The 24238-nt window shown below is 53.8% G+C and carries 21 protein-coding genes, 1 tRNA gene, 1 pseudogene and 2 riboswitches; of the genes and pseudogenes, 17 read left to right on the top strand and 6 right to left on the bottom strand.

The genetic code is table 11. The annotated features are described in order from the left end of the window. The 9 genes and pseudogenes from C9J03_RS27155 to thiH form a co-directional block, all read left to right on the top strand. Positions 1-89 (top strand): annotated as a pseudogene (locus C9J03_RS27155) (group II intron maturase-specific domain-containing protein); the annotation flags it as partial. A gap of 233 nt (positions 90-322) precedes the next feature. Beyond that, positions 323-399, top strand: a tRNA-Trp gene (locus tag C9J03_RS05460). Between the two features lie 293 nt (positions 400-692). Next, a riboswitch (Fluoride riboswitch) is annotated at positions 693-756 on the top strand. A gap of 82 nt (positions 757-838) precedes the next feature. After that, entirely contained in the window at positions 839-2206 is a 1368-nt protein-coding gene (locus tag C9J03_RS05455) for a voltage-gated chloride channel family protein (protein ID WP_044622227.1), read from the top strand. A 110-nt stretch (positions 2207-2316) separates the two neighbouring features. Next, positions 2317-2414: riboswitch (TPP riboswitch) on the top strand. 115 nt (positions 2415-2529) lie between these two features. Then, positions 2530-4452 (top strand): phosphomethylpyrimidine synthase ThiC, encoded by a 1923-nt coding sequence (gene thiC, locus C9J03_RS05450; RefSeq protein WP_044622228.1) that lies wholly within the window; start codon positions 2530-2532, stop codon positions 4450-4452. Further along, on the top strand, positions 4452-5681 hold the full coding sequence (thiE, locus tag C9J03_RS05445; RefSeq protein WP_044622229.1) for a thiamine phosphate synthase: 1230 nt from the start codon (positions 4452-4454) through the stop codon (positions 5679-5681). Before thiC ends, thiE begins: the two co-directional genes overlap by 1 nt. A 10-nt stretch (positions 5682-5691) precedes the next feature. Further along, positions 5692-6453, top strand: coding sequence for a HesA/MoeB/ThiF family protein (locus C9J03_RS05440; RefSeq protein WP_044622230.1), 762 nt, complete (start codon positions 5692-5694; stop codon positions 6451-6453). Between the two features lie 7 nt (positions 6454-6460). Beyond that, the gene (gene thiS, locus C9J03_RS05435) at positions 6461-6679 is read left to right on the top strand and encodes a sulfur carrier protein ThiS (protein ID WP_044622231.1); all 219 of its coding nucleotides are present in this window, start codon (positions 6461-6463) and stop codon (positions 6677-6679) included. Continuing rightward, positions 6680-7450: a thiazole synthase gene (locus tag C9J03_RS05430; RefSeq protein ID WP_044622232.1), complete on the top strand. Its 771-nt coding sequence runs from the start codon at positions 6680-6682 to the stop codon at positions 7448-7450. A gap of 10 nt (positions 7451-7460) precedes the next feature. After that, positions 7461-8573, top strand: a complete 1113-nt coding sequence (gene thiH / locus C9J03_RS05425) for a 2-iminoacetate synthase ThiH (protein ID WP_044622233.1) — start codon at positions 7461-7463, stop codon at positions 8571-8573. A 139-nt stretch (positions 8574-8712) separates the two neighbouring features. Here thiH and C9J03_RS05420 read toward each other — a convergent pair whose 3' ends face one another. Both C9J03_RS05420 and C9J03_RS05415 read right to left on the bottom strand, forming a co-directional pair. Continuing rightward, positions 8713-10500, bottom strand: a complete 1788-nt coding sequence (locus tag C9J03_RS05420; RefSeq protein ID WP_044622234.1) for an aminopeptidase P family protein — start codon at positions 10498-10500, stop codon at positions 8713-8715. Positions 10501-10655: 155 nt separating this feature from the next. Next, complete coding sequence (locus tag C9J03_RS05415) at positions 10656-11603, bottom strand: LysR substrate-binding domain-containing protein (protein ID WP_044622235.1); 948 nt, start codon at positions 11601-11603, stop codon at positions 10656-10658. A gap of 122 nt (positions 11604-11725) precedes the next feature. Here C9J03_RS05415 and C9J03_RS05410 point away from each other — a divergent pair, with 122 nt between their 5' ends. Further along, a complete protein-coding gene (locus C9J03_RS05410) occupies positions 11726-12922 on the top strand; it encodes a multidrug effflux MFS transporter (RefSeq protein WP_039465105.1) in 1197 nt (398 codons plus the stop codon). A 120-nt stretch (positions 12923-13042) separates the two neighbouring features. Here the strand turns inward: C9J03_RS05410 and C9J03_RS05405 are convergent, their stop codons facing one another. Beyond that, the gene (locus C9J03_RS05405; protein WP_044622236.1) at positions 13043-13942 is read right to left on the bottom strand and encodes a DMT family transporter; all 900 of its coding nucleotides are present in this window, start codon (positions 13940-13942) and stop codon (positions 13043-13045) included. Between the two features lie 222 nt (positions 13943-14164). Between C9J03_RS05405 and rmuC the strand changes: the two genes are divergently transcribed. From rmuC to tatC, 7 genes are all read left to right on the top strand, one after another. After that, a complete protein-coding gene (gene rmuC / locus C9J03_RS05400; RefSeq protein WP_044622237.1) occupies positions 14165-15697 on the top strand; it encodes a DNA recombination protein RmuC in 1533 nt (510 codons plus the stop codon). 98 nt (positions 15698-15795) lie between these two features. Then, on the top strand, positions 15796-16551 hold the full coding sequence (ubiE, locus tag C9J03_RS05395; protein ID WP_044622238.1) for a bifunctional demethylmenaquinone methyltransferase/2-methoxy-6-polyprenyl-1,4-benzoquinol methylase UbiE: 756 nt from the start codon (positions 15796-15798) through the stop codon (positions 16549-16551). A gap of 7 nt (positions 16552-16558) precedes the next feature. Then, on the top strand, positions 16559-17170 hold the full coding sequence (locus C9J03_RS05390; RefSeq protein ID WP_044622239.1) for a ubiquinone biosynthesis accessory factor UbiJ: 612 nt from the start codon (positions 16559-16561) through the stop codon (positions 17168-17170). Next, complete coding sequence (ubiB, locus tag C9J03_RS05385; protein WP_044624346.1) at positions 17170-18804, top strand: ubiquinone biosynthesis regulatory protein kinase UbiB; 1635 nt, start codon at positions 17170-17172, stop codon at positions 18802-18804. Before C9J03_RS05390 ends, ubiB begins: the two co-directional genes overlap by 1 nt. Before the next feature lie 68 nt (positions 18805-18872). After that, positions 18873-19121: a Sec-independent protein translocase subunit TatA gene (gene tatA, locus C9J03_RS05380; RefSeq protein WP_039465119.1), complete on the top strand. Its 249-nt coding sequence runs from the start codon at positions 18873-18875 to the stop codon at positions 19119-19121. A gap of 3 nt (positions 19122-19124) precedes the next feature. Then, complete coding sequence (tatB, locus tag C9J03_RS05375; protein ID WP_039465123.1) at positions 19125-19466, top strand: Sec-independent protein translocase protein TatB; 342 nt, start codon at positions 19125-19127, stop codon at positions 19464-19466. An 11-nt stretch (positions 19467-19477) separates the two neighbouring features. Further along, entirely contained in the window at positions 19478-20230 is a 753-nt protein-coding gene (gene tatC, locus C9J03_RS05370; protein WP_044622240.1) for a Sec-independent protein translocase subunit TatC, read from the top strand. 70 nt (positions 20231-20300) lie between these two features. On the opposite strand, the gene C9J03_RS05365 is transcribed toward tatC, so the two are convergent. The 3 genes from C9J03_RS05365 to C9J03_RS05355 all read right to left on the bottom strand — a co-directional run bounded on the left by C9J03_RS05365 (position 20301) and on the right by C9J03_RS05355 (position 24225). Further along, positions 20301-21662, bottom strand: a complete 1362-nt coding sequence (locus C9J03_RS05365; protein ID WP_044622241.1) for a hypothetical protein — start codon at positions 21660-21662, stop codon at positions 20301-20303. 304 nt (positions 21663-21966) lie between these two features. Then, a complete protein-coding gene (locus C9J03_RS05360; RefSeq protein ID WP_044622242.1) occupies positions 21967-23331 on the bottom strand; it encodes a YjiH family protein in 1365 nt (454 codons plus the stop codon). Positions 23332-23982: 651 nt separating this feature from the next. Continuing rightward, complete coding sequence (locus tag C9J03_RS05355; RefSeq protein ID WP_044622243.1) at positions 23983-24225, bottom strand: hypothetical protein; 243 nt, start codon at positions 24223-24225, stop codon at positions 23983-23985. Between the last annotated feature and the right edge of the window lie 13 nt (positions 24226-24238).

The raw sequence follows: 24238 nt of genomic DNA, 5'->3' as shown, positions 1-24238 counted from the left end.
TGGGCATGTACTCATTGAGAGATGGGTATGAGTCACTGAAAATATATTCGGAACCGCCGTATGCGACCCACGCTTGTACGGTGGTGTGAGAGGACGGAGGCCGTGAGGCCTCCTCCTACTCGATTGTGCAATTGGCATAGCAGCGGATTCTGCCAATACCAAAACAGCGCGTGTTGGGAGTTGGATTTCCGCCAGCCCGCTTGAAGGCTAGTCCCACCGAATGTTGTAATTATTATTTTTCCTTTATCTATCAATACTGTGACTCGGTTTGAGAAAATCAGTTTGATCTGCCGTGATTTGTCAGTAGAATAATTAACACATTAGGGGTGTAGCTCCAATTGGCAGAGCAGCGGATTCCAAATCCGCGTGTTGGGAGTTCGAATCTCTCCACCCCTGCCATCTACGAAGCCTCAGCAGAAATGCTGGGGCTTTTTTGCGTCTGTTTCTTTTGCGAAGCAATGTTGGGAGGACTCGGCGTCCCCCTGACCCGCTAGCCTGCTTGTAGGTAAGTCCCCTGGAGCACCAACCTGGTCAAGTCTCCGGGATGCCGGCTCAATCTGCTCCTGCTCCCCTCAATATTCTATACTGCGTTCCCAGAAGCAGTGCGGAACTTTTTTCGTTCCTAATTGATTATTTCCACTTGTTGTCAGTAGGGATAAGCGATAGCATTTGGTCATTGTCATCGTCTTCGGGGGATGACGGGTGATGGAGTTCCACCTTTAACCGCTCAACCGAGATAATGACTCCTGCTGTAGTAGGATAGATCCGTCTATGGTGGGGCTTGTTATTTGCCATAGCACCTATCCTTGATAGTAATTCGAGATAAGATAGACATGGTATGGCGCATCCATTAAGTTCAAATCCCAAAATATTCGTTCAAATTCTCCGTTGGACGCTTCTCATTATTCCCGTTGCCGTTATTGTCGGCTCGCTCAATGCTTTTTTCCTCTGGATCCTCAGTGTCGCTACAGCGACCCGGATTGATAATCCTTGGCTGATTTATCTTTTACCGCTGGCCGGGATTGTGATTGTTTATTGCTACCGTAACCTAGGGAAAAACTCCGAGGGGGGCAACAATCTCATTATGGATGAGATCCATGAGCCCGGTGCCGGAATTCCTGCCCGTATGGCTCCCTTGGTATTGATAACAACAGTGATCACCCACCTATTCGGGGGATCGGCTGGCCGTGAAGGAACCGCAGTACAAATCGGTGGGGCATCGACTCACTGGCTGGCTCGCAAGTTCAGGCTCAATGAAGCGGATACCCGGTTGATTTTGATTGCCGGTGTGGCGGCAGGTTTTGGTGCCGTATTCGGTACGCCGCTAACAGGCGCAATCTTTGCCCTAGAAGTGCTGGCTATAGGACGCCTGCGCTATGATGCAATTATTCCTGCCTTGTTTGCTGCTATCTTGGCAGATGTCGTGTGTTCCGCTTGGGGAGTGCACCATACCCACTACCGGATAGATTTCCTCGAAACCATTACCCTGTTTGAACATGCTGTCAAAGTAGACCTGCTGATGATCGCCAAGATTGTGATTGCTGCCGTGGCTTTTGGTCTAGCGGGATACCTATTCGGAGAACTGACCCATGCCTTTAAAGATATCTTCAAAGCGACACTCAAAAACCCGTACCTGATAGTGGTTGTTGGTGGCTTGATTGTTATAGCGGCCGTGCAGCTGATCGGTAACTATGATTATATCGGTTTGGGGGTTTACTCGAGCAGGGAGGGAGGTGTCAGTATCTTAACGGCCTTTCAGGAGGGGGGAGCAGAGTGGTACAGCTGGCTACTCAAGTTGCTGCTAACGGCGATTACCCTAGCTGCCGGTTATAAGGGCGGGGAGGTCACACCGCTGTTCTTTGTCGGAGCAACATTGGGCAATACCATGGCATGGGTGCTGGGTGCACCGGTTGATTTGTTTGCTGCATTAGGCTTTCTAGCTGTATTTGCAGCTGCGACCAACACGCCGTTGGCCTGTACCATCATGGGCATCGAGTTATTTGGTGCCGAGCACATGCTGTATTTCGCCATTGCCTGTTATACCGCTTACTACTTCAGCGGACACACCGGGATCTACTCTTCGCAGCGAGTGGCGGTACCTAAGCTGTTTGATTTGGAGGGGGCACCCAAGATCCCCCATAAACTGGGTGAGTTGAGGGAAACCCATTCTTCTTTGCTGAAGACACTTGTGAAGCGTTTCAAATAAATTTGTCGTGCTAAACGGAGTTATGCAAAAGTAGCAAGGCTTTTGCCTTTTAAGTATTAATTTTTGGGGTTCTGCCTTGCCGAGGCGGAACCCCTTTCATATACTGCAAATTCAACTTGTCGGAGTGCCACTTGGCTGAGACCGCATTGCGGGATCCGTAGAACCTGATCAGGCTAATACCTGCGAAGGGAACAAGAGAGACCATCTGTATCACTGTATTCACAGTGGCTGTTTCAGACGACACTATACAGCCTACGTATAGCCTCTTGTTTACGCACCCATCCGCCAAGCAACTTCCCTGTTATGGACCAAAGGAAATTGCTATGTCGAATCGCAAACAAGCGAGATTGGACGCGAAACAATTTATCGACTCATTGACCACCCAGGCTTACCCGAACTCCCGGAAAGTCTATGTCACCGGGAGCCGCGAAGATATCCGCGTGCCAATGCGTGAGATTGCCCTGGCCGATAGCTTGGTCGGTGGAACCAGAGAAGCCCCTGTTTTTGAAACTAATGAACCGGTACGGGTCTATGATACCTCCGGTTTCTATACCGATCCTGAGCAGCCTGCAAATATCTACACTGGCCTGCCTAAGCTTCGTGAAGGCTGGATCGAGGAACGGGGGGACACCGAGTTGTTGGGCGAGCTGAGTTCTCAGTTTTCCAAAGAACGCCTGGCCGATGACACCCTTGATGAACTGAGGTTTGAGCAACAGGCGCGCATTCGCCGTGCCAAGCCAGGCAAAAATGTCACCCAGCTGCATTATGCCCGCCAGGGGATCATCACTCCTGAGATGGAGTTTATTGCCATTCGTGAAAACATGGGCCGGGCGAAATACCGTGATGAGGTACTAAACCAGCAGCACCCGGGCATGGCGTTTGGTGCCAACCTGCCAAAAGAAATCACCCCTGAATTTGTCCGCCAAGAAGTCGCTGAAGGCCGGGCAATTATCCCATCGAATATCAATCACCCTGAAACTGAGCCGATGATCATCGGCCGTAACTTCCTGGTCAAGGTCAACGCCAATATCGGTAACTCGTCTGTCAGTTCGTCGATTGAAGAGGAAGTGGAGAAGTTGGTGTGGTCGACCCGTTGGGGTGGCGATACCGTCATGGATCTCTCTACCGGTCGTAACATTCACGAAACCCGAGAATGGATCATCCGCAACAGCCCGGTGCCGATCGGCACAGTGCCTATGTATCAGGCTCTGGAAAAGGTCAACGGTATTGCTGAGAACCTCAACTGGGAGGTCTTTCGAGATACCTTGCTCGAGCAAGCTGAGCAGGGCGTGGATTATTTCACTATTCATGCCGGCGTGCTGCTGCGTTATGTCCCGATGACGGCGAAAAGGGTTACCGGCATTGTCTCGCGCGGTGGCTCTATAATGGCTAAGTGGTGTCTGGCCCATCACAAGGAAAGTTTCCTGTATGAGCATTTCCGGGAGATCTGTGAAATCTGTGCCCAGTATGATATCGCCTTGTCACTGGGAGATGGCCTGCGTCCTGGATCGGTGGCTGATGCCAATGATGAAGCGCAGTTCAGCGAGCTGCGTACCTTGGGTGAGCTGACCAAAGTTGCCTGGGAATATGATGTTCAGGTGATGATCGAAGGGCCGGGGCATGTACCGATGCACATGATCAAAGAGAACATGGAAGAGCAGCTCAAGCACTGCCATGAAGCACCGTTTTATACCTTGGGGCCTCTGACGACCGATATTGCACCGGGCTATGACCATATTACCTCCGGCATTGGTGCAGCCATGATAGGTTGGTATGGCTGTGCCATGCTGTGTTATGTCACACCAAAAGAACATTTGGGCCTACCGAATAAAGAAGATGTAAAGGTGGGGCTGATCACGTACAAGCTGTGTGCCCATGCGGCAGACTTAGCAAAAGGCCACCCCGGTGCTCAAGTGCGCGATAACGCCTTGTCGAAGGCTCGCTTTGAGTTCCGCTGGGAAGATCAATTTAACCTGGCTTTAGATCCTGAAACGGCTCGAGCCTACCATGATGAAACCCTCCCTCAGGAATCCGGCAAGATCGCCCATTTCTGCTCGATGTGCGGACCGAAATTCTGTTCGATGAAGATCTCGCAAGAAGTCCGTGACTACGCGAGCGGGCTGGAGAAAGCCGGTGATTTGGCCGTGCGGATGTTGGATGACCCCCTTGAGGGCATGCAGCAAAAAGCCGATGAGTTCCGGGCCAAGGGGAGTGAGTTATATCACCCAATCAAAGAGGAAAGTTAATGAACGCGTTGTGTTTACCCGATCACTTGGCGCCATTACTGATGCATATCGAGCCGTTGTTGGCAGCGGCTGATAAATACCAGCTTGGTGAAGCCGTCAGTATGGAGTGGAGCGGATCGGAGGTGGTAGACATTCACCTTGAAGGTGAAACCTTCTCGGTGGCGTTTAATCCGTCTGAAAGTGTGGCGAAGGGGTTGGAAGTGCGTGATCAGTGGCTCGCCCCTTATCCGACCTTGGCAGAGATGCAGCAAGAGGTCGCAAAGAATCCAGCTTTGGTGGTTTGCGGTCTGCCGACAGAGCGAGGCTGTGTCGATATCTGGCACCATCTCGGAGAAGCGCGGGGCGTATATTGCCATCATGCCGGGGCCAGTGAGCCGCAACGAGCCATGCTGCTGGCTGCGCTGGCATTGGACTACCCGCTGGAAGATGCGGTCACACTATCGCGTGCCCATGCCCGTGGTTACCTTGAAAGCCATGCTGATGGCTATGGCGAAACCGGATGGCCGATGGTGCGCGCCTTGTTTCCGCGCCCGCTGACGGCCAATCATCCTGAATGCAATGAGCTGGGCTGGGCCAGCAAAGAAGTGGCGGTGGCACCGTTTGCGACCGTAGAACGCGATAAGCTGGCGTTGTATCCGGTGGTCGATACCGCAGAGTGGGTTACTCGTTTGCTGGAGCTGGGGGTGAAGACGACCCAGCTTAGGATCAAAGATCCGTTTGAGCCCACTTTACCGGCGCAGATCAGCACTATCGTTGAGGCAGGTAAGCAGCATAATGCCCAGGTGTTTGTAAATGACTACTGGCAGTTGGCCATTGCTCACCAAGCTTATGGTGTTCACCTTGGGCAGGAAGATCTGGAAACGGCTGATCTGGCGGCGATCCAGCAAGCAGGACTGCGGCTAGGTCTCTCGACCCATGGCTACTACGAAATCCTGCGTGCCGCGGAGTTTGCCCCAAGCTATATCGCACTGGGTCATATCTTCCCGACAACCACTAAGGATATGCCATCAAAACCGCAGGGGCTTAACCGCTTGGCGCTTTATCAGAAGCTGATAGGTGACGCGTTCCCAACTGTGGCGATTGGCGGCATTGACTTGACCCGTGCCGAGCGTGTCTGGCGTACCGGGGTCAGCAGTGTGGCAGTTGTCCGCGCTGTCACCCAAGCCGACGACCCGGCGCAGGCTGTCACGGCATTTGGCGATATCTTAGTGCGTAACGCGGCCGAGTAGGAAGGCAACTATGCTCAGTGATCAGGAATTTCTCCGTTATAACCGTCAGATCATGCTGCCGCAGATCGGCGAATCTGGCCAGCAGTCACTGTCCGACGCCCAAGTTTTGCTGGTTGGTGCTGGCGGTTTGGGATCGGCTGCGGCTTTGTATCTTGCAGGTGCAGGAGTTGGCAACTTGGTGATTGCCGATGATGACACTGTCGATAGCTCCAACCTTCAGCGCCAGGTGGTCTATCGCGATAGCGATCAGGGCAAAGCCAAGGCACCGATGGCAGCGGAGCAGTTGCAGGCGTTAAATCCGCATATCCGTATCCGGGCGGTGAAAGCCCGGCTGGCTGATCAGCGGTTGGCGATGGAGGTATCGCTGGCTGACGTGGTGCTCGATTGCTCTGATAACTTAGCAACACGATACGCCGTCAATCACGCCTGCTTCAAGGCCAATAAGCCCTTGATATCTGGAGCGGCGATCCGCTGGCAGGGGCAGTTGATGGTTTTTGATTTCCGGCAGGGAAAAGGACCTTGCTATCACTGCTTGTTTCCGCGCCAGGCTGGGACGATTGATGAACCACAGAACTGCAGCAATTCCGGGATCGCCGGGCCGGTGGTCGGCACGGTCGGCAATTTGCAGGCATTGGAAACCATTAAATTATTGACCGGTGCTGGCGAGGTGGGCTTTGGCACGCTGCGCCAGTTCGATGGTCTGACGATGGGCTGGCAAGCCTTTCAATTACCAACAGATAGAGCGTGCCCGGTTTGCGGCACGGGAGAATAGAACCATTATGACGACATCGACGCTGATCCAGGTACGGGTCAATGATAAATCAGTCGAGGTTCCAGAAGGCCAGTCTCTCAGCGCATTGTTGACGCAGCTGGAGATGCCGGTGCAGGCCACGGCCGTAGCCTTGAACGAAGATATTGTCGCCCGCAGTGAGTGGGAAACAACATTACTAAGCGCCGGCGATCGCATCGCCTTGTTCCAAGCGATTGCAGGAGGATAAATGCTAACTATCGCTGATAAGACGTTCTCGTCACGCCTGTTTACCGGTACCGGTAAGTATGCCAACCGCCACACCATGGCTGAATCAATCATCGCTTCGGGCTCCGAGTTAGTGACCATGGCCCTTAAGCGCGTGGATATCGAAAACCGTGATGATGATATCCTGGCGCCGCTAATTGAGGCTGGGGTAAACCTGCTACCCAATACTTCTGGTGCTAAGAATGCCAAGGAGGCAGTGTTTGCGGCCAAGCTGGCTCGAGAAGCGCTGGGTACCAACTGGTTGAAATTGGAAATTCACCCGGACCCGAAGTACTTGATGCCTGATCCGATCGAGACGTTGGCGGCGGCGGAAGAGTTGGTCCGTGAAGGATTCATCGTGTTGCCATACTGTCACGCTGATCCTGTTTTATGTAAGCGCCTGGAAGAGGTGGGTTGTGCGGCGGTGATGCCGCTGGGTGCACCGATTGGCTCCAACAAGGGGTTGGCTTCGCGCGATTTCCTCGAAATCATCATCGATCAGGCCAAGGTACCGGTGATTGTCGATGCCGGTATTGGTGCGCCATCTCATGCCGCTGAGGCTATGGAGATGGGGGCGGATGCAGTGCTGGTAAATACGGCAATTGCAGCGGCAGCCGATCCTGTTGTGATGGGGCGTGCCTTCAAGCTGGCGGTAGAAGGTGGTCGTATGGCTTATGAGGCGGGTTTGGCGGGAACGGTCAACCATGCTATTGCCTCTAGTCCGCTAACGGCGTTCTTGGATCAGCCAGCTTAAGGAGCTTGCGATGAGTTTCGTTGATGAGTGGAAGCAGCTGGAATGGGATGATATCCGGATGTCCATCTATGGCAAGACGGCGGTGGATGTCGAGCGGGCGCTGCGCAAGCCCAAGCGTGATCTGGAGGATTTCAAAGCCTTGATCTCACCGGCGGCAGAGCCTTATCTCGAGCAGATGGCGCAGCAGTCGGCAGCATTGACCCGTAAGCGCTTCGGCCATACGGTGTCGTTTTATATCCCGCTATACCTGTCCAATTTGTGTGCCAATGCGTGTACCTACTGTGGGTTCTCGATGGAAAACCGCATCAAGCGTCGCACTTTGGATATGGCTGAGATTGAGCGCGAGTGCGAGGCGATCAAGGCCAAGCAGTTCGACAGCATTTTGCTGGTGACCGGTGAACATGAGCGCAAGGTCGGGATGGAATATTTCCGTGCAGCACTGCCGGCAATCAAATCCCATTTCAGTTATCTGGCAATGGAAGTTCAGCCGCTGGAGCAGGATGAGTATGCCGAGCTGAAGACCCTCGGCCTGGACGCGGTCATGGTCTACCAGGAAACCTATTGTGCACCGACTTATGCCCAGCATCACTTGCGCGGCAACAAGATGGACTTTGAATACCGGCTGGAAACGCCGGATCGTCTGGCCAAGGCTGGCATCGACAAGATTGGTATCGGGGCACTGATTGGCCTCGAGGAGTGGCGTACCGATAGCTTCTTTGTTGCCGCACATCTGGATTACCTGGAACGAACCTACTGGCAGACCCGTTATTCGATCTCTTTCCCGCGCCTGCGTCCTTGTGAGGGGGGGCTGCAGCCCAAATCGGTGATGAATGACCGTCAGCTGGTACAGCTGATCTGTGCCTACCGCCTGCTTAATCCTGAAGTAGAGCTATCGCTGTCGACCCGTGAATCGGCGCAGTTCCGTGATAATGTGCTGCCCTTGGGGATCACCACGATGTCGGCAGAGTCCAAGACCCAGCCGGGCGGCTATGCCGATGATGTGCCAGAGCTCGAGCAGTTTGCGATCAGTGATGAGCGCCCGGCTGCCGAAGTGGCCTCGGCGGTTAAGCAACGTGGTTTTGAAGTGGTGTGGAAGGACTGGCACCACGCCTATTCGGGTTAACAGACCGTAGTTATTTGGCGCTAAACCTGCAGGGTATAAATAACAAAACGCCCGCACAGCATCCCTGTGCGGGCGTTTTCTTTACATTGTTGGCATTGCAGCAGTTGGTGCTATGCGACCAACAGCAGTTAACTGACTATCACCGTGCTAGCGGGGCGGTTGCCTGCTCAAGCCAAGCTAGATCATCACCTTGCAGCGAAGGGCTCAGTACGTCGAACACGGTTTGATGGTAGTTGTTAAGCCAGTTTAGCTCGGCGTCTGTCATCAGAGACAAGTCAACCAGGCGACGGTCGATAGGCGCGCGGGTCAGTGACTCGAAGCCCATTACTGTCATGTCGCCGGCGGTTTCGACTTCGACAACCAGCTCTAGGTTTTCGATACGGATCCCGAAGGCATCTGCACGGTAGTAACCCGGTTCGTTCGACAACACCATACCCGGCAGCAGGGCGGTAGGGTTGTGCACTTTGGCAATGCGCTGCGGACCTTCGTGAACACTCAGGAAGTGGCCGACGCCATGGCCGGTACCGTGATCGTAATCGAAGCCGTGGGCCCAAAGATGCTGGCGGGCAAGGGCATCAAGCTGTGAGCCGGTGGTGCCTTTCGGGAAACGGGCAGAGGCCAGGCCAATATGGCCTTTAAGCACCAAGGTGAAGGTCTTTTTCACTTCATCGCCCGGCTTGCCGATGGCGATGGTTCGGGTGATGTCGGTAGTACCGTCCGGGTACTGGCCGCCTGAATCCACCAGGTAGACGTTGTCCATTTCCAGCACGCTAGGCTCTGGCTGGTTATTGTGGTTGTAGTGGCACATCGCCGCATTGCCGGCAGCGGCCGAAATGGTATCGAAGCTGACATCGGTGCAGCTACTGTCTTCGCTGCGGAACTGCCACAGCTTGTCCGACAGGGTTCCTTCGTCGAGCAAGTTGCCCTGGGCAACTTGGCTATCGACCCAAGCCAGGAATTTGCTCACGGCCACGCCGTCGCGGATATGGCAGGCCTTCATGCCGGCAATTTCTGTCGGGTTCTTGGCGGCTTTCGGTAGCAGGCAAGGGTCGGCAGCCTCTAGCAACGTGGCCTTGGCATCGCGCAGGGTTTGGCTGGCCCAGGCATTGCTGGTGGCTGGGTCAACCAATACGGTTTTGCCCGAAAGTTGCTTGAGGCCTGCTTCCAGCGCATCTGGCGCGTGGACGCGGACACCAGTGCCAACATGGTCGGCAAAGCCTTCTGGCAGGCGGCTTGGGTCAATGTAGAAATCCACGCTTTGATCGGCATGAAGCAGTGCGGTGGAGAGCAGCACTGGCAGGCTCGGCACATCGCTGCCGCGGATGTTGAGTAGCCAGGCAATACTGTCAAGTTGGGGCAGCAGTACTGCATCGGCTTTCTGCTTGGTGAGCTCGGCGGCAATTTGCTCGCGCTTGTCGCTGCTGCATTGGCCGACGAAGTCCAGTCCCATCAGTTTGGCCTGCGACAGCGTCGCCGCTGGGCGATCTGACCACAGTTGCTCGATTGGGTTGTCGCCAATACTGACGAGTTCCAATTCACCGGCTACTTGCTCTTGGGTACGAGTTAGCCACGCGGCACTGTGGAGGCGCGGGTCGATAGCGATTTTGCTGTTGGCCGCGAGGTTGTCCAATGCCCACTGGACCGGCGGCTCGTCAATCAGATGGCGGTATTCGTAAACGTCGCCCGGTACCTGCTTGCGGACCTGAACGACATAGCGGCCGTCGACGAACATCGCCGCCTTGTCGCGGGCAATCACAGCCATACCAGCAGAGCCGGTAAAGCCGGTCGCCCAGTGCAGGCGCTCGTTGTGGGCCGGGATATATTCGCCCAGATATTCATCTTCGTGCGGGATCAAAAGGGCGTCGAGCTGGTGGGCTTCCAGCCATTGGCGGATCTGCGCGACGCGCTGCGAGATAACTGCTTGCATGGGTGTCTTTTTCCTTTCACTGAGTCACCGTCCGTGTGACGGCTAAGAGGCCAGCCTGAATAACGAACACGCCTTGCCATTTGCATTCATGGTGAGGCCGTGTTGGCTGTTCAGGCTGATCTTCCTAAATTAGCGCTTTTGCGTAATAGCTGCAATTAGCTAACAGACAAATCACGGCAGCGCGAGGTGATAATTTGCCGTAACCAGCTATGGCCAGGGTCTTTTTCTTGATGTTGATGCCAGAACAAGGTGTAGGCCATAGGAGGAAGTGCTGACGGTAGCGGTAATACCGCCAAGTCCAGCTGGGCGCTGATGTAGTCGGCAAAGTGGCTCGGGGCGGTGAACACCAGATCGGTGTGGGTACACAGGCTGGCGGCACTGTTGAAGTCCGGAACATACATGGCGATATCCCGCTGCAGCCCGCGTTCGGCCAATTTGTAGTCGAGCAGCCAGCGATCATCATTGCCGCAGCGTACCTGGATATGTCGCTGCCGGAGGTAGCAGTCCTCATCCCATGGTTGCGACAGGATAGGGTGGCCCTTACGTACAAGGCAGCACTGGGTATCGCGGCATAGCTCGGTAAACACAATTCCTTTCGGCGGCATCAGGGTCAGCATCGCATCTTTGGGGTTGAGATCCTTGCCGGTGATCCCGAAGTCCACTTCGCCGTTGGTCAGCTTGTCGAAGGTGTTCGACTCCCAGGCCTGGGTATCGAGGATGATATTCGGGCCTTCGGCAAAAATATCCCCGAGGAACTGCGGCAAGAACAAGGGGTAGGCACTTTCGACCAGCGCCATGCGGAAGTGGCGGTCACTGGTGTGGGGCTCGAAACTGGCCGGGGCGGTTAGGTGCTCGATATCCCTAAGCAGTTGTTCGAGCATGGGCGTCAAGGCCATGGCGCGCGGGGTGGGTTTCATGCCATGGGCGGTACGGACAAACAAGGGATCGTCGAATTGCTCGCGTAGCCGGTTGAGGCTTTTGCTGACGGCAGATTGGCTCAGACATAGCCGCTTGGCGGCCAGGGTGACGCTGCCTTCTTCTAGTAAGACATGGAGACAGACCAAGAGGTTGAGATCCAACCTGGCGAGTTTTTCAAATGACACGGAACCATCCTCCCCGTAAAAGCCATGATATTCCTAAATGGAAAATCGGTGTTGAATATATACCATTTCTATTCATATCTCGAACGCCGTACACTGCCGCCATTGCTCAACAGGATAATACTATGCAACCGAAACACTCTGCGGACAAACGGCTGGTGGCCTTGATGGTGACCCTGGTGCTGTTCAGCCCGCTTGCCATTGATATCTATCTGCCGGCGCTGCCGGCGATGGCGGACACTTTTGCGGTCGATTTGACCCGGGTCCAAGATACCGTGACCTGGTTTATGTTCAGCCTTGGCCTTGGCCAGTTGCTGGCAGGCCCTTTGGCTGACCGCTTCGGCCGTCGTCCCATTGCCCTTGGCGGTATTGCGATTTACGGCGCGAGTGCGGCGCTGGCCTACGTCGCCCACACTCTGGATATGTTGTTGGTTGCCCGTCTGCTGCAGGGCTTCGGTGCCTGCGCAACCTCGGTGGCAGCTTTTGCCGCGGTACGTGATAGCTTCGGCCCGGAAAAAAGCGGCCGGATGATCAGCTACCTCAACGGGGCAATCTGCTTTATCCCGGCACTGGCTCCGCTGCTCGGGACATGGTTGACCCACCAGTTTGGCTGGCGCGCCAACTTCAGCTTCATGGCCGGATTCGCTCTGGTAGCAGGCTTGTTTATCTTGCTGTTGTTCCGCGAAACCCGTCCGGCAGATACCGATGTGTCAGGTTCGGCGATCAGCCTGTCGCGCTACTGGTCTGTCCTTAGGGAGCCGACTTTCTTGTACCATGCCAGCCTGTGCATGCTGGCGATGGCAGTGATCCTGGCTTACGTGACTTCCGCCCCGGCGTGGCTGATGGTCGAGCTTGGCCAGAGTATGAACCAGTTCACCCTGTGGTTTGGTATCAATGCCGCATTGAATATCTTGGCATGTATGGTGGCGCCGAAATATATCGACCGTTTCGGTTCGCGCAAGACACTCAGTACCGGACTGGTGATCTTGGTGCTGGCTGGCATGCTGATGCTGCTGGTGGGCCATATTGCCGAAGCTTGGGCCTTTATGGTGCCGATTTTCATGTCGTCGTTCGGCTTTGCCTTTGTGCTTGGCTCGGCGGCGGGCAAAGCGCTGGCTCCGTTTGGTGACCGTGCTGGTACCGCAGCGGCGCTGCTGGGCCTGTTCCAGATGAGTGGTGCCGGTGCCATGGTTAGCCTTACCCAGCGTTTGGGTTTGAGCTCACCGGATTTGATGGTATTGCAGATGTGGCTGCTGATCCCTGGCTTGTTCCTGTTGTGGACAAAGATGGGCCGCCGCTGGCACGCCCCGGTGACAGCCTAAAAGAAAACTCTCGATAATAAAAAGACGCCGTCCCTTTTAAGGCGCAGGGTCTCGACAACCCTTACTCACTAGTTCGCCTGCCACTCTGTGGCAGGCTTTTTTTATTCTGTTGGCAACAGATTATGCGGCCGATTGCGCTCGTTGCTTCTTGCTCTTCCACTGCTGGATCAGCAGGCCGCAGACAATCAACACCAGGCCGACCAGTGTCGATGAGTGGATTTCTTCGCCGATAATCGTTGCCAGCAGCATCAGTGAGATAAACGGCGAGATGAAGATCAGGTTGCTGATCCGTGCGGTATTGCGGGTGAGCTTGAGTGCATTGATCCACAGCACGAACGTTACCCCCATTTCGAACAACCCGACATAGCTCACCGCCGCCCAGCCTTGCCAAGGGATTGCCGTCCAGCCACCGGTGTAAAGGCTCAAACCGATAGAGAATGGCAGCGATACCAAAAAGCCAAGCAGAACGCCCAAGACCGCATCGGCCTGGTTCTTGGTATTGAGGATCCAGTACATCGCCCACAGCAGGGTCGACAGCAGTGCTAACGCGACACCGGTCGGGTTGTCGAAGTGCAAGGCCATCACATCGCCTTTGGTTGCAATCACCACCACACCCAGGTAGCCCAGCGCACACGCCGCCCAGTCTTGTTTGCGGATTTTCTGGCCGAGGAAGACTGCCGCCATCAGTGTCAGGGTGATTGCCCAGCTGTAGTTGAGCGGCTGGGCCTGGGAGGCGGGCAGCAGCTCGTAGGCTTTGAAGAGCACTAGGTAATAGGCAAAGGGGTTGATCAGGCCCAGCAGCAAATAGTAAAGCGGTCTTGCCATGAAAGTACGACCCAGCAGGTGCAGCTTGCCTTGGTAGAGCGCTATCCCGGTGAGGGCCATAGCGGATATCACGCTGGCCGCAACCAGCATTTGGATTGGGGTGAAGAATTCGAGGGTGATCTTAAAAGCGGTGGCAACGGTGGACCATAGCAGGACGGCCGCCAGGCCATACCCGAGCGCATAACGTTCGTTCATTGTTCATCCATAATCAATTGCTGCTTCGGCAAGGCAGCAGGGAAATCGGTTACGCGTCAGTGTATTCGATTGCACGGAAGCCGACCAGAAAATTGCGCCGCGGTGCACGGGCGGAAAACCGAGGGGCGGGAATAACGAGACTGGACATTTATCCAGTATCCTCTTAGCCTTATTGGCAAAAGCAGATCATTTGCTGGTTAATCAAAGAGTCAGGAAAAAAGCATGATGAATGAGTGGCTGTCGGGATACGGCTTGGCGATGGTGACCGGAGTGTCCGGCGCGGTATTGGCGGGGGCTATTGTGGCATGGTTGGTGAACAATCGCTGGCAACAGCAAATGCAACTGATGCGGCAGCAGGCAGAAGCCGAGCTGAGGCTGGCGCAGAGCAAGGAGCAGCACTACCAGGGCCAGCTCAGTGAACGCAATCAGGAGCTTGATGACATGGATATCGAGCGGGATCGGCTTACTGCCGAGTTGCGCCAGATGCATGGCCGGTTGGCTGCCGCACTGGAAAAGATGCGCCATTTCGAAGCGCTAAGGAACGAAAAGCAGTACCTGACCGAGCAGCTGGAAAACAGCCGGATGGCTAACGCCGGCCTCGAAGCCGATTTGCGTGAGCAGGAAGCCCGCCACTTCGAGGAGCAGAGAGCGGCGGATGACAAGATAGCCCTATTGGAAAATGCCGAAGAACGGCTGCGGGTTCAGTTCGAAAGCCTGGCCAACAAGATGTTCGAGCACAAGACCCGCACCGTCGATCAGCAGAACCGTATCAGTATGGAAGGCTTGCTCGGGCCGCTGCGCGAGCAGCTCGAAGGTTTCCGCAAGCAGGTCAATGACAACTTCAGCCAGGAAGCCCGCGAACGCCATACCCTGGTCCATGAAATCAACAACCTCAAGCAGCTCAATGAGCAGATGGCCCGAGAGGCGGTCAACCTGACTCAGGCGCTCAAGGGCGACAACAAGGCGCAGGGCAATTGGGGCGAAGTCGTGCTGGCGCGGGTACTGAGCGAGTCCGGCCTGCGGGAGGGGCACGAGTACCAAACCCAGATCAGCCTCGAGAACGAAGAGGGCAAGCGTTACCAGCCTGATGTGGTGGTGCACCTGCCGCAGAGCAAGGATGTGGTGATCGATGCCAAGATGTCGCTGATCGCCTACGAGCGCTTTTTCAACGCTGATACCGTTGCCGAGCAAGAGCTTGCCCTTGGCGAGCATGTCGCCTCGGTGCGTAGCCATATCCGCGGCTTGAGCCGCAAGGACTACCATCAGCTGCACGGCGTCGAAAGTCTCGACTATGTATTGATGTTTATCCCGGTCGAGCCGGCGTTCCAGGCGGCTATCGAAGCCGATCCGAGCCTGATACGCGATGCGATGGATCAGAACATCATGCTGGTCAGCCCGACCACCTTACTGGTGGCATTGCGTACCATCAATAACCTATGGCGCAATGAGCGCCAGAACCAGAATGCCAAGCAGATCGCCGAACGGGCCAGCAAGCTGTATGACAAGCTGCGCTTGTTTGTGACTGATATGGAAGCGATGGGCGCATCGCTGGAAAAGGCCAACCAGAGTTATCAGGGGGCGATGAACAAACTGGTGACGGGGCGTGGCAACGTGATCCGTCAGGCCGAAGGGTTCCGCCTCTTGGGGGTCGAGGTCAAGCGCGATATCAGCCCGGTACTGACCGAGCGGGCCATGCTGGGGGCGGCAGATGACGAGCCGCTGGCGGCGATTGGCGAGGATAGCCCGACAGCATAATTGTGCGGTGTGGACATAGATGCAGGTTGTGCTTTGAGCAAACCTCAACCATCAAGTACACTAGGGCGAAATGAAATGTTAACCATGACGGAAGTAGCATGACGGACACCACACTAGAGACGACCCATTTTGGCTACCGGACTGTAGCCAAGGAAGACAAGGCGGAAATGGTTGCTGAGGTATTCCACTCGGTAGCGGCTAAGTACGACATTATGAATGACTTGATGTCGATGGGGATCCACCGGGTGTGGAAGCGCTTTACCATTGATTGCAGTGGTGTTCGCCGTGGTCACAAGGTACTCGACTTGGGGGGCGGTACCGGAGATCTGACCGCCAAGTTCTCCCGCATAGTCGGTGATGACGGTCAGGTGATCCTGGCCGATATCAACAACTCGATGCTCAAGGTTGGCCGCAGCAAGCTGCGTGACAACGGCATTGTCGGCAACGTTGGCTATGTACAGGCCAATGCCGAAGAGCTACCTTTCCCGGATGACTATTTTGACTGTATTACGATCAGCTTCTGCCTGCGTAACGTGACCGACAAGGACAAGGCACTGCGCTCGATGTACCGCGTGCTCAAGCCGGGTGGCCGCTTGTTGGTATTGGAATTTTCCAAGCCGATTGTCGAGCCGCTGTCGAAAGTCTATGACGCTTATTCCTTCCACCTGTTGCCGAAAATGGGCGAAGTGATTGCCAACGATGCCGAAAGCTACCGCTACCTGGCCGAGTCTATCCGCATGCACCCGGACCAAGATACCCTGGAAGGGATGATGCAGAATGCGGGCTTTGAGCAGACCAACTACTACAACCTGACGGGTGGCATTGTTGCCTTGCACCGTGGCTACAAGTTCTGAGGAAACTATGCCTGTTGATGCGTTTGTAACCGGGGTGATCGAGACCTCGCTCAATGCCCTGCTGAAGGATGATGAAGCCAGCCAGCGTCGTCTCGCCCGCTTGAAGGGCAAGGTGATTGGCGTGACCATCAATGAATTTGGCAAGCAGCTGTATTTTATCTTCAGCCAGCAGATCGATGTCTTGGGTGCCTATGAGGGCGAGATTGACTGTGAACTGGCCCTCAACCTGTCCGTTTTGCCTGAGCTTCGCCAGCAAGCCAACCTGACTCAGCTGATCAAGGCTGACAAGCTATCGCTTGACGGCGATATCCAGCTGGCACAGCAGTTCTCGGCCTTGCTGAGCGGGCTAAAACCGGATTTCGAAGAAAAACTCTCGCAATATACCGGTGATATTGTTGCCCATACTCTAGTGAGTGGCGCCAAGCAGGGCGCACGTTTTATCCAGCAAGGGGTAGCTAAACGCCAGCGAGACCTGGCCGAGGTGATCACCGAAGAGTGGCGCCTGGCACCGCAGGCGCTGGAAATCGCCTACTTTGCCGATCAGGTCGATGATCTGAAGATGGATGTGGCACGTTGCGAAGCTCGCCTGAATCGTCTAATGGAGCAAGCGCCTCGATGATGGTGTTGTCAGAAGTTAAGCGCCTATACCAAATTACTGCTGTCCAGCTGCGCTACGGGCTGGACGAGCTGCTGCCCGAAGATCCGCGACTCAAGCTCCCTAAGGCAATGCGCAAATCCCTGTTCTGGCTGCGCAACGAGCATCCGGAAAAGCCATTGGGCGAGCGTCTGCGTCTGGCGTTGCAGGAGCTGGGTCCAGTGTGGATCAAGTTCGGCCAGATGATGTCGACTCGACGCGACTTGTTCCCGCCGCATATTGCTGACCAGTTAGCTTTGCTACAGGATCAGGTGGCGCCATTCGATGGCCGCTTGGCCAAGGAGCAGATGGAGAAAGCGCTGGGCGGCCCGCTCGACATCTGGTTCGATGATTTTGACGAGGTACCGCTGGCATCAGCGTCGATTGCCCAGGTCCATACCGCCACCTTGAAGGAAACCGGCAAGGAAGTGGTGCTCAAGGTGATCCGCCCGGATATCCTGCCGGTGATCAAGGCCGATATCACCCTGATGTACCGCATGGCCGGCTTGCTGGCCAAGGTGCTGCCGGATGCGCGCCGTCTGCGTCCGGTCGAGGTGGTACGCGAGTACGAGAAAACCTTGCTCGACGAGCTGAACCTGATGCGCGAAGCCGCCAACGGCATCCAGCTAAGGCGTAATTTCGAAGATAGCCATATGCTGTATGTACCTGAAGTGTATACCGATCTGAGCCGGGAAAACCTCCTGGTGATGGAGCGTATCTATGGCATCCAGGTCTCGGATATCGAGGCGCTGGTGGCCAACGGTACCGACATGAAACTGCTGTCGGAAAACGCGGTGACGATTTTCTTCACCCAGGTGTTCCGCGACAGCTTCTTCCATGCCGACATGCACCCGGGTAATATTTTCGTTGCGCGGGAAAATCCGGACAACCCGCAGTGGATCGCGCTCGACTGTGGTATCGTCGGCAGCTTGAACCGCGAAGACAAGCGATACCTGGCCGAAAACCTGTTGGCGTTTTTCAACCGTGACTACCGTAAGGTGGCCGAGTTGCACGTCGATTCCGGCTGGGTACCGGAAGATACCAATATCGATGAATTCGAGTTCGCGATCCGCACGGTGTGCGAGCCGATTTTCGAAAAGCCGCTGGCCGAGATCTCGTTTGGCCATGTGTTGCTGAACCTGTTCAATACCGCACGCCGTTTCAATATGGAAGTGCAGCCACAGTTGGTATTGCTGCAGAAAACCTTATTATATGTCGAGGGATTGGGGCGCCAGCTGTATCCGCAGCTTGATTTGTGGGATACCGCCAAGCCATTCCTGGAAGACTGGATGTCTCGTCAGGTCGGCCCGCAGGCTGTGATTGACGGGGTGAAAACCCGGGCGCCATTCTGGGCCGAGAAGTTGCCGGAGTTGCCGGAATTACTTTACGATAGTTTGCGCCAAGGCAATGCGCTGAACCAACGTATCGATAAACTCTACGACAATTTCATGGAGAGTCGACGTTACCAGGGCCAGGCAAGGTTCTACTTTGGCATTGGTGCAACCCTGGTTGTATGTTCTGCCATACTTTTTAGTAATCATATTGAAAACTATTCGGCTATCAGTGCTGCAATGGGGGTCACGTTTTGGTTACTTGGGTGGCGTGCTTGCCGCAAATAGGCGGTAAAGTATGCAGCCAACACATATACGATTCGTTATTAACCACAATTAGCTGAGGTAAAACAAGCATGGGTGGTATCAGTATCTGGCAATTGCTAATCATTGCACTAATCATTGTTCTGCTGTTCGGAACCAAGAAGTTGCGCACACTGGGCGGTGACTTGGGCTCTGCCGTGAAAGGTTTCAAGAAGGCGATCAGCGATGAGGAGCCAACTGCTGAGAAGAAAGACGCAGATGCGGATTTCGATCAGAAGAAACTGGCTGAACAGCAGGGTGATCAGGCTCAGAAGAGCCAGAAAGACAAAGAGCAGGTTTAACACGTGTTTGATATCGGGTTCTGGGAACTAATACTGATCTCCGTGGTGGGGTTGGTTGTACTGGGGCCGGAACGCCTGCCTGTCGCGATCCGTACGGTATCGCGCTGGATCGGGGCTGCACGTAATATGGCGAACTCGGTCAAGGATGAACTGAACCAGGAGCTCAAGCTCCAGGAACTTCAGGAAAACTTGAAAAAAGCCGAGCAAATGGGGATGAAAGATCTCTCGCCTGAGCTGAGGGATACTGTGGAGGAGCTCAAAAAAGCCGCCTCGGAAGTACAGCGCCCTTATGCCGACAACAAAGACGAGCAGCCCTCGGCGACGACCTCTCAAAAGCAGGATTAATATAAGTCACTATGTCTACTGTTGAAGATACGCAACCGTTATTCAGCCACTTGCTTGAGCTGCGTAACCGACTGTTGCGTTCCATCCTGAGTGTCATTGTGGTTTTTCTTGGCCTGGTGTGGTTTGCCAACGACATCTATGCCTTCTTGTCCGCCCCCTTGGTAGAGCGTCTGCCGGAAGGGGCGAGCATGATCGCAACGGATGTGGCATCGCCATTCTTCACGCCAATTAAGCTCACACTGGTGACCTCGGTATTTGTCGCCGTGCCGATGATCTTGTATCAGGTTTGGGCCTTCGTGGCACCGGGGCTATACAAGCATGAGCGCAAGTTGATCATGCCGCTGCTGTTTTCCAGCTCGCTGCTGTTCTATGCCGGCGTTGCCTTTGCCTACTTCGTGGTATTCCCCCTGGTGTTCAGTTTTTTCACCAGTGTGGCCCCGGAAGGGATCCAGGTGGCGACGGATATTGCCAGCTATCTGGACTTTGTTCTGGCGCTGTTCATGGCATTCGGTATTGCATTTGAAATCCCGGTAGCCATTATCCTGCTGTGCTGGACAGGCGCGACGGATCCGGAAAGCCTGCGTACCAAGCGGCCGTACATCATCGTTGGCGCCTTCGTGGTGGGTATGATGCTGACACCGCCGGATATGATTTCGCAGACGCTTCTGGCCATCCCGATGTGTTTGCTGTTTGAAGTCGGCTTGTTCTTCTCGCGCTTTTATGTCCGCGACCAAGAAGACGATGATGCGGCCGAAGAGCAGTAAGGCATCCGATAGCCTGTGTTACGGGCAAGAAAAAACCGGCCGAGGCCGGTTTTTTTATATCTGGAGCCAGTTAGATCTCTTCACCCCATTTCTCAACAATTGATTCAGCCAGTGCTTTGTCTTTCACTAGCAGGCTGAAGTGGTTTTTATTTTGCTCTTCACCACCGTCAACAATTGTTAGGATGTTGTTGTCCTTGGTAACCAACTTGATGTACATATCGTTGTCACCTTCAGGGAAATCAAGAATTAACTCATTATTCTCAATTCGCCAGCCAATGGTGAAGCCCTCCTCACCTTCTTCAGAGATAACAACGTTCTTGTCCTTGTTAAAGACCATCTTAGCCAGCATTGGATAAGGTTTGTGATCGGTAGAGTCATCAGAGAGGAAGTACCAGGTTTGATCGGCAATCATTGTTTGTGTGATCGCTGGGAACTCAAATTCCTCGCCAGAGATATCAACCTTTGTCCAGAAGTTGAGATCGTTCTGCGGGGTAACCGCTAGGCTAGTTTGCTCGGACACATAGATGAACTCTTCGATGCTCTCTTCACCGTCCTCAATATGGATAAGTGAATTGCCTTCGATGGTGTATGCTTCTGTCATCGACGCACCCGTGTCGTCAGCGACAGTTAGCGTACCGTCTTGCAAAGTGATTTTAAAAATTCCCTCGTCTTGTGCATAGTATTTATTCATGCTGACAAAGCTAAGGGTTTGACCTTCAAGGTAATCGCTTAGAGACGCAATGATCGGTTTGCTTTCAGCCGTGCCATCGTCATTGATTTCAATAACGATGTCATCGAGTTCGTCACCGTTATTGATGCTATCTTCGATAACTTTCGTGATGTCATCAGCTGACTCTGATAGCGCTTCAGTATCGTTGTCTGCCAAGCTTGGCGCCAGTTCATTGGTCAGGCTGCGTGCCATCAGGTGGGCTTTCTTCGCGGCTTCCGCGCTGCCATCTTGCGCTTTGGCTGCAACATAGTCACCGGCAACGACGGCGGAGTCGAGATTTAACTCTGTCGCCAATGCCTCAACGGTCTTGTTTTGCAGTTTGGCCATCGTGGTAAATGGTGTCACAACCTTGCTCTCGGCATGTGCAATCAGCTCATAGCTGTTACCTAACTTTCCTGCTTTATCGCTATCTGTCGTCTGGCCAGCAATCGCTCGGGCGATGACGGCGTATTTCGCATCTTCAGCCTTGATAGTGATAGTACCATTGCCGTCTGTAAGTCCGATAATCTCATTACTGTCACATGAGTCATTGCTATTTCGGTCCACACACACCTGCGCTTGAGAAAGGTAGCCGTCGATCACCTTGATTTGCTTTGCGGTTGGTTCGACAGGGGTCGATGGATCGGATGAATCACTGCCACAGCCCGTTAGCGATAGGGCGGCAATCATCGAAGCTGCAATAGCTGAGTATTTGAAATGCATTTTTTTTCCTTGGAATGCAAAAACGGAAATTGTTATTTGTTTTATTTATGACTCACACATTGATGAGTGCAGCGATATATAGTGACAATTGCATTTAATATCAATGGTTTAACTTTTGATGTGTGATGAGTGGCGCATTTTTGCTTTTAGTTTGGCTGCGAAATGTTGCTTTTGTGAATCATTAATAAAATTAATGGATAAAGTTCATGCTTTCGGTGGTTGGTGAAGAAGGCGTGCGGCGGGAGATTAGACACAAAAAAGCCAGCGGCTAGGCGCTGGCTTTGGGACAGGAGACGGCGGTCTGTTAGAAGAAAATATGCGCCATCATCGCGATAACCGGCAGGGTGACCAGGGTACGCAGGATGAAGATCATGAACAGCTCCCACGGCTTGACCGGGATTTTACTGCCGATCAGCAGGGCGCCGATTTCCGACATGTAGATCAGCTGGGTTACCGACATTGCCGCAATCACAAAGCGGGTCAGATCGCTCTCGATACCCGAGGCCAGGATCGACGGCAGGAACATATCGGCAAAGCCAACAACGATAGTCTCCGATGCCGCGGCTGCTTCAGGAATACGCAGTAGTTCCAGGAACGGAATGAATGGCTGGCCGAGCAGGCTAAATACCGGGGTGTTCTCGGCAATCACCAATGCAATGGTGCCGATCGCCATCACCACAGGCAGCACGCCGAAGATCATATCAATCGCGTTCTTCACCCCTTCAACCACCATGCTACGCAGGCTCTTCACCTGAGAGGCTTTCTCCAGTGCTTGCTCAAGGCCAAAACCCACCACGGTCTTGCCTTCTGGTAGGGCTTCGATATCGCCTTCCAGCGGCTGGCCGTCGATGTAGCGGTCTTTTTTCCACGATAGTGGTGGCAGGCGAGGAACAATCACAGCGGCCGCCAAGCCGGCCAGGCACACGGTCAGGTAGAACGGGGCAAACATGTGCTCCAGGTTCACCTGGGCAATCACCACAAGACTGAACGTGATAGAGACCGCCGTGAAGGTGGTACCGATAACGGCCGCTTCACGCTCGGTGTAGATTTTGCTCTCGTACTGTTTGCTGGTCATCAGCACGCCGACACTGCCGTCACCCAGCCAGGATGCAATACAGTTAACCGCCGAGCGGCCCGGTAGGTTAAACAGCGGACGCATTACCCGGGTGAACAGGGCACCGACGAACTCCAGCAGGCCGAAGTTAAGCAACAAGGGCAGCAGTAAACCGGCAAACAGGAAAACAGAAAAAAGCACTGGTAGCAGATCATTGAGCACCAGGCCGCCGGTGTCACCGTGGTGGATCATTTCAGGACCGATGCCGAAATAGGTCATCACTACAAAGATAGCGCCGAGCTGCTGGACCACGAACCAAGGCAGGGACGGGTTAAGCAATCCGCTGAGGAAACTGTTGTCGACAATTGCTTTTGGCTTAAGCAGCTTAGTCGCGATTGACGCGATCCCCGTAATGGCGATAACAAAGGTCACCATGGCTGGCAGCATGCCGTCGAAGATGGCCTGAACCGATTTGGCCAAAATGGCGATAGGAATTGTCAGCGAGTCCTGATAACTGATAGGTGCCATGAAAAGGAAGACACCGAGGAGCGACGGTAGGAGGAACATGAGCCATGGGCTCTTTTTACCGTTTTGGGAAATAACCTGATCCTGCATATTTGGCCTTTAACTGATTGATTAGTTAAGAGTAAATTAATGCTTTATTCTCTTGGGAATAAATATTCACTGATCTTCCATAATCAGGTCGGGCAAGATTACAGTTTTTCATCTGGAAATGGAATTATTTTCGCCAAAATCTGCGCTTTTATTCACTATTATTCGCTATCGAGCGATATTTATGGTGTAGGATCCTGTAAGTGCTCGTAAGGCCGTTGCATGATCTGCAATCCAGAGCAGAGTTTGCCAGCCACAAAAAAAGGAGCGGTGGCCGCTCCTTTTCTGATTTAGCTTTGTACCTGGGCACTGCCTTTAATGCCTAGTGTAACTAACGTGACTTAGCGCCATTTATCGCTATTAACGCATAGTCCTGAATTACCAACACAGGTGGGTTCTGAAATAAATCTGGAAAGGTACAACGGAAGAGGCATGTGAGCCTTTTCCAGAAAAATCGAATTTTGGAATGAATTTTCCTAAAAACGTTAGGTTCAATATACCACTTTCCAGAAAATTAACCACATTCAAGAACTCGGTTTATACATGCCCTAAATGAAGCAGTATGTTGTTCTTCTGGCTGAGCCTAACTTAGAAAAGTGGTTTTGCAGTGCGCGTAGGCTCGGAACCATCGCTGATACACGAACCTCTGTTCCATTAGGACAAGACGAACTTTAGTTCTCTAAACCCGATATCTTTTGCAGCGCTGATAGCTGCGTCGGCACTCCTGAAGGTTTTAGCTTCACTGCTGGCCCTTTGGCTTGACAGGCAGGTGTTATCAGATTTTTTCACACCAATGAGATGAAGGTTATACCCATCCTGCATTAAGGCTCTGGTCACTAATGCCTCCTTGTACACTCCGGCATCGAACAATAATTTCACTTCCTTTAACTGGAGCATATTTCCTCTTAAT

The organism is Photobacterium gaetbulicola (assembly GCF_003025515.1).
GTDB lineage: Bacteria > Pseudomonadota > Gammaproteobacteria > Enterobacterales > Vibrionaceae > Photobacterium > Photobacterium gaetbulicola.
This window is presented reverse-complemented; position numbering and strand designations above follow the sequence as displayed.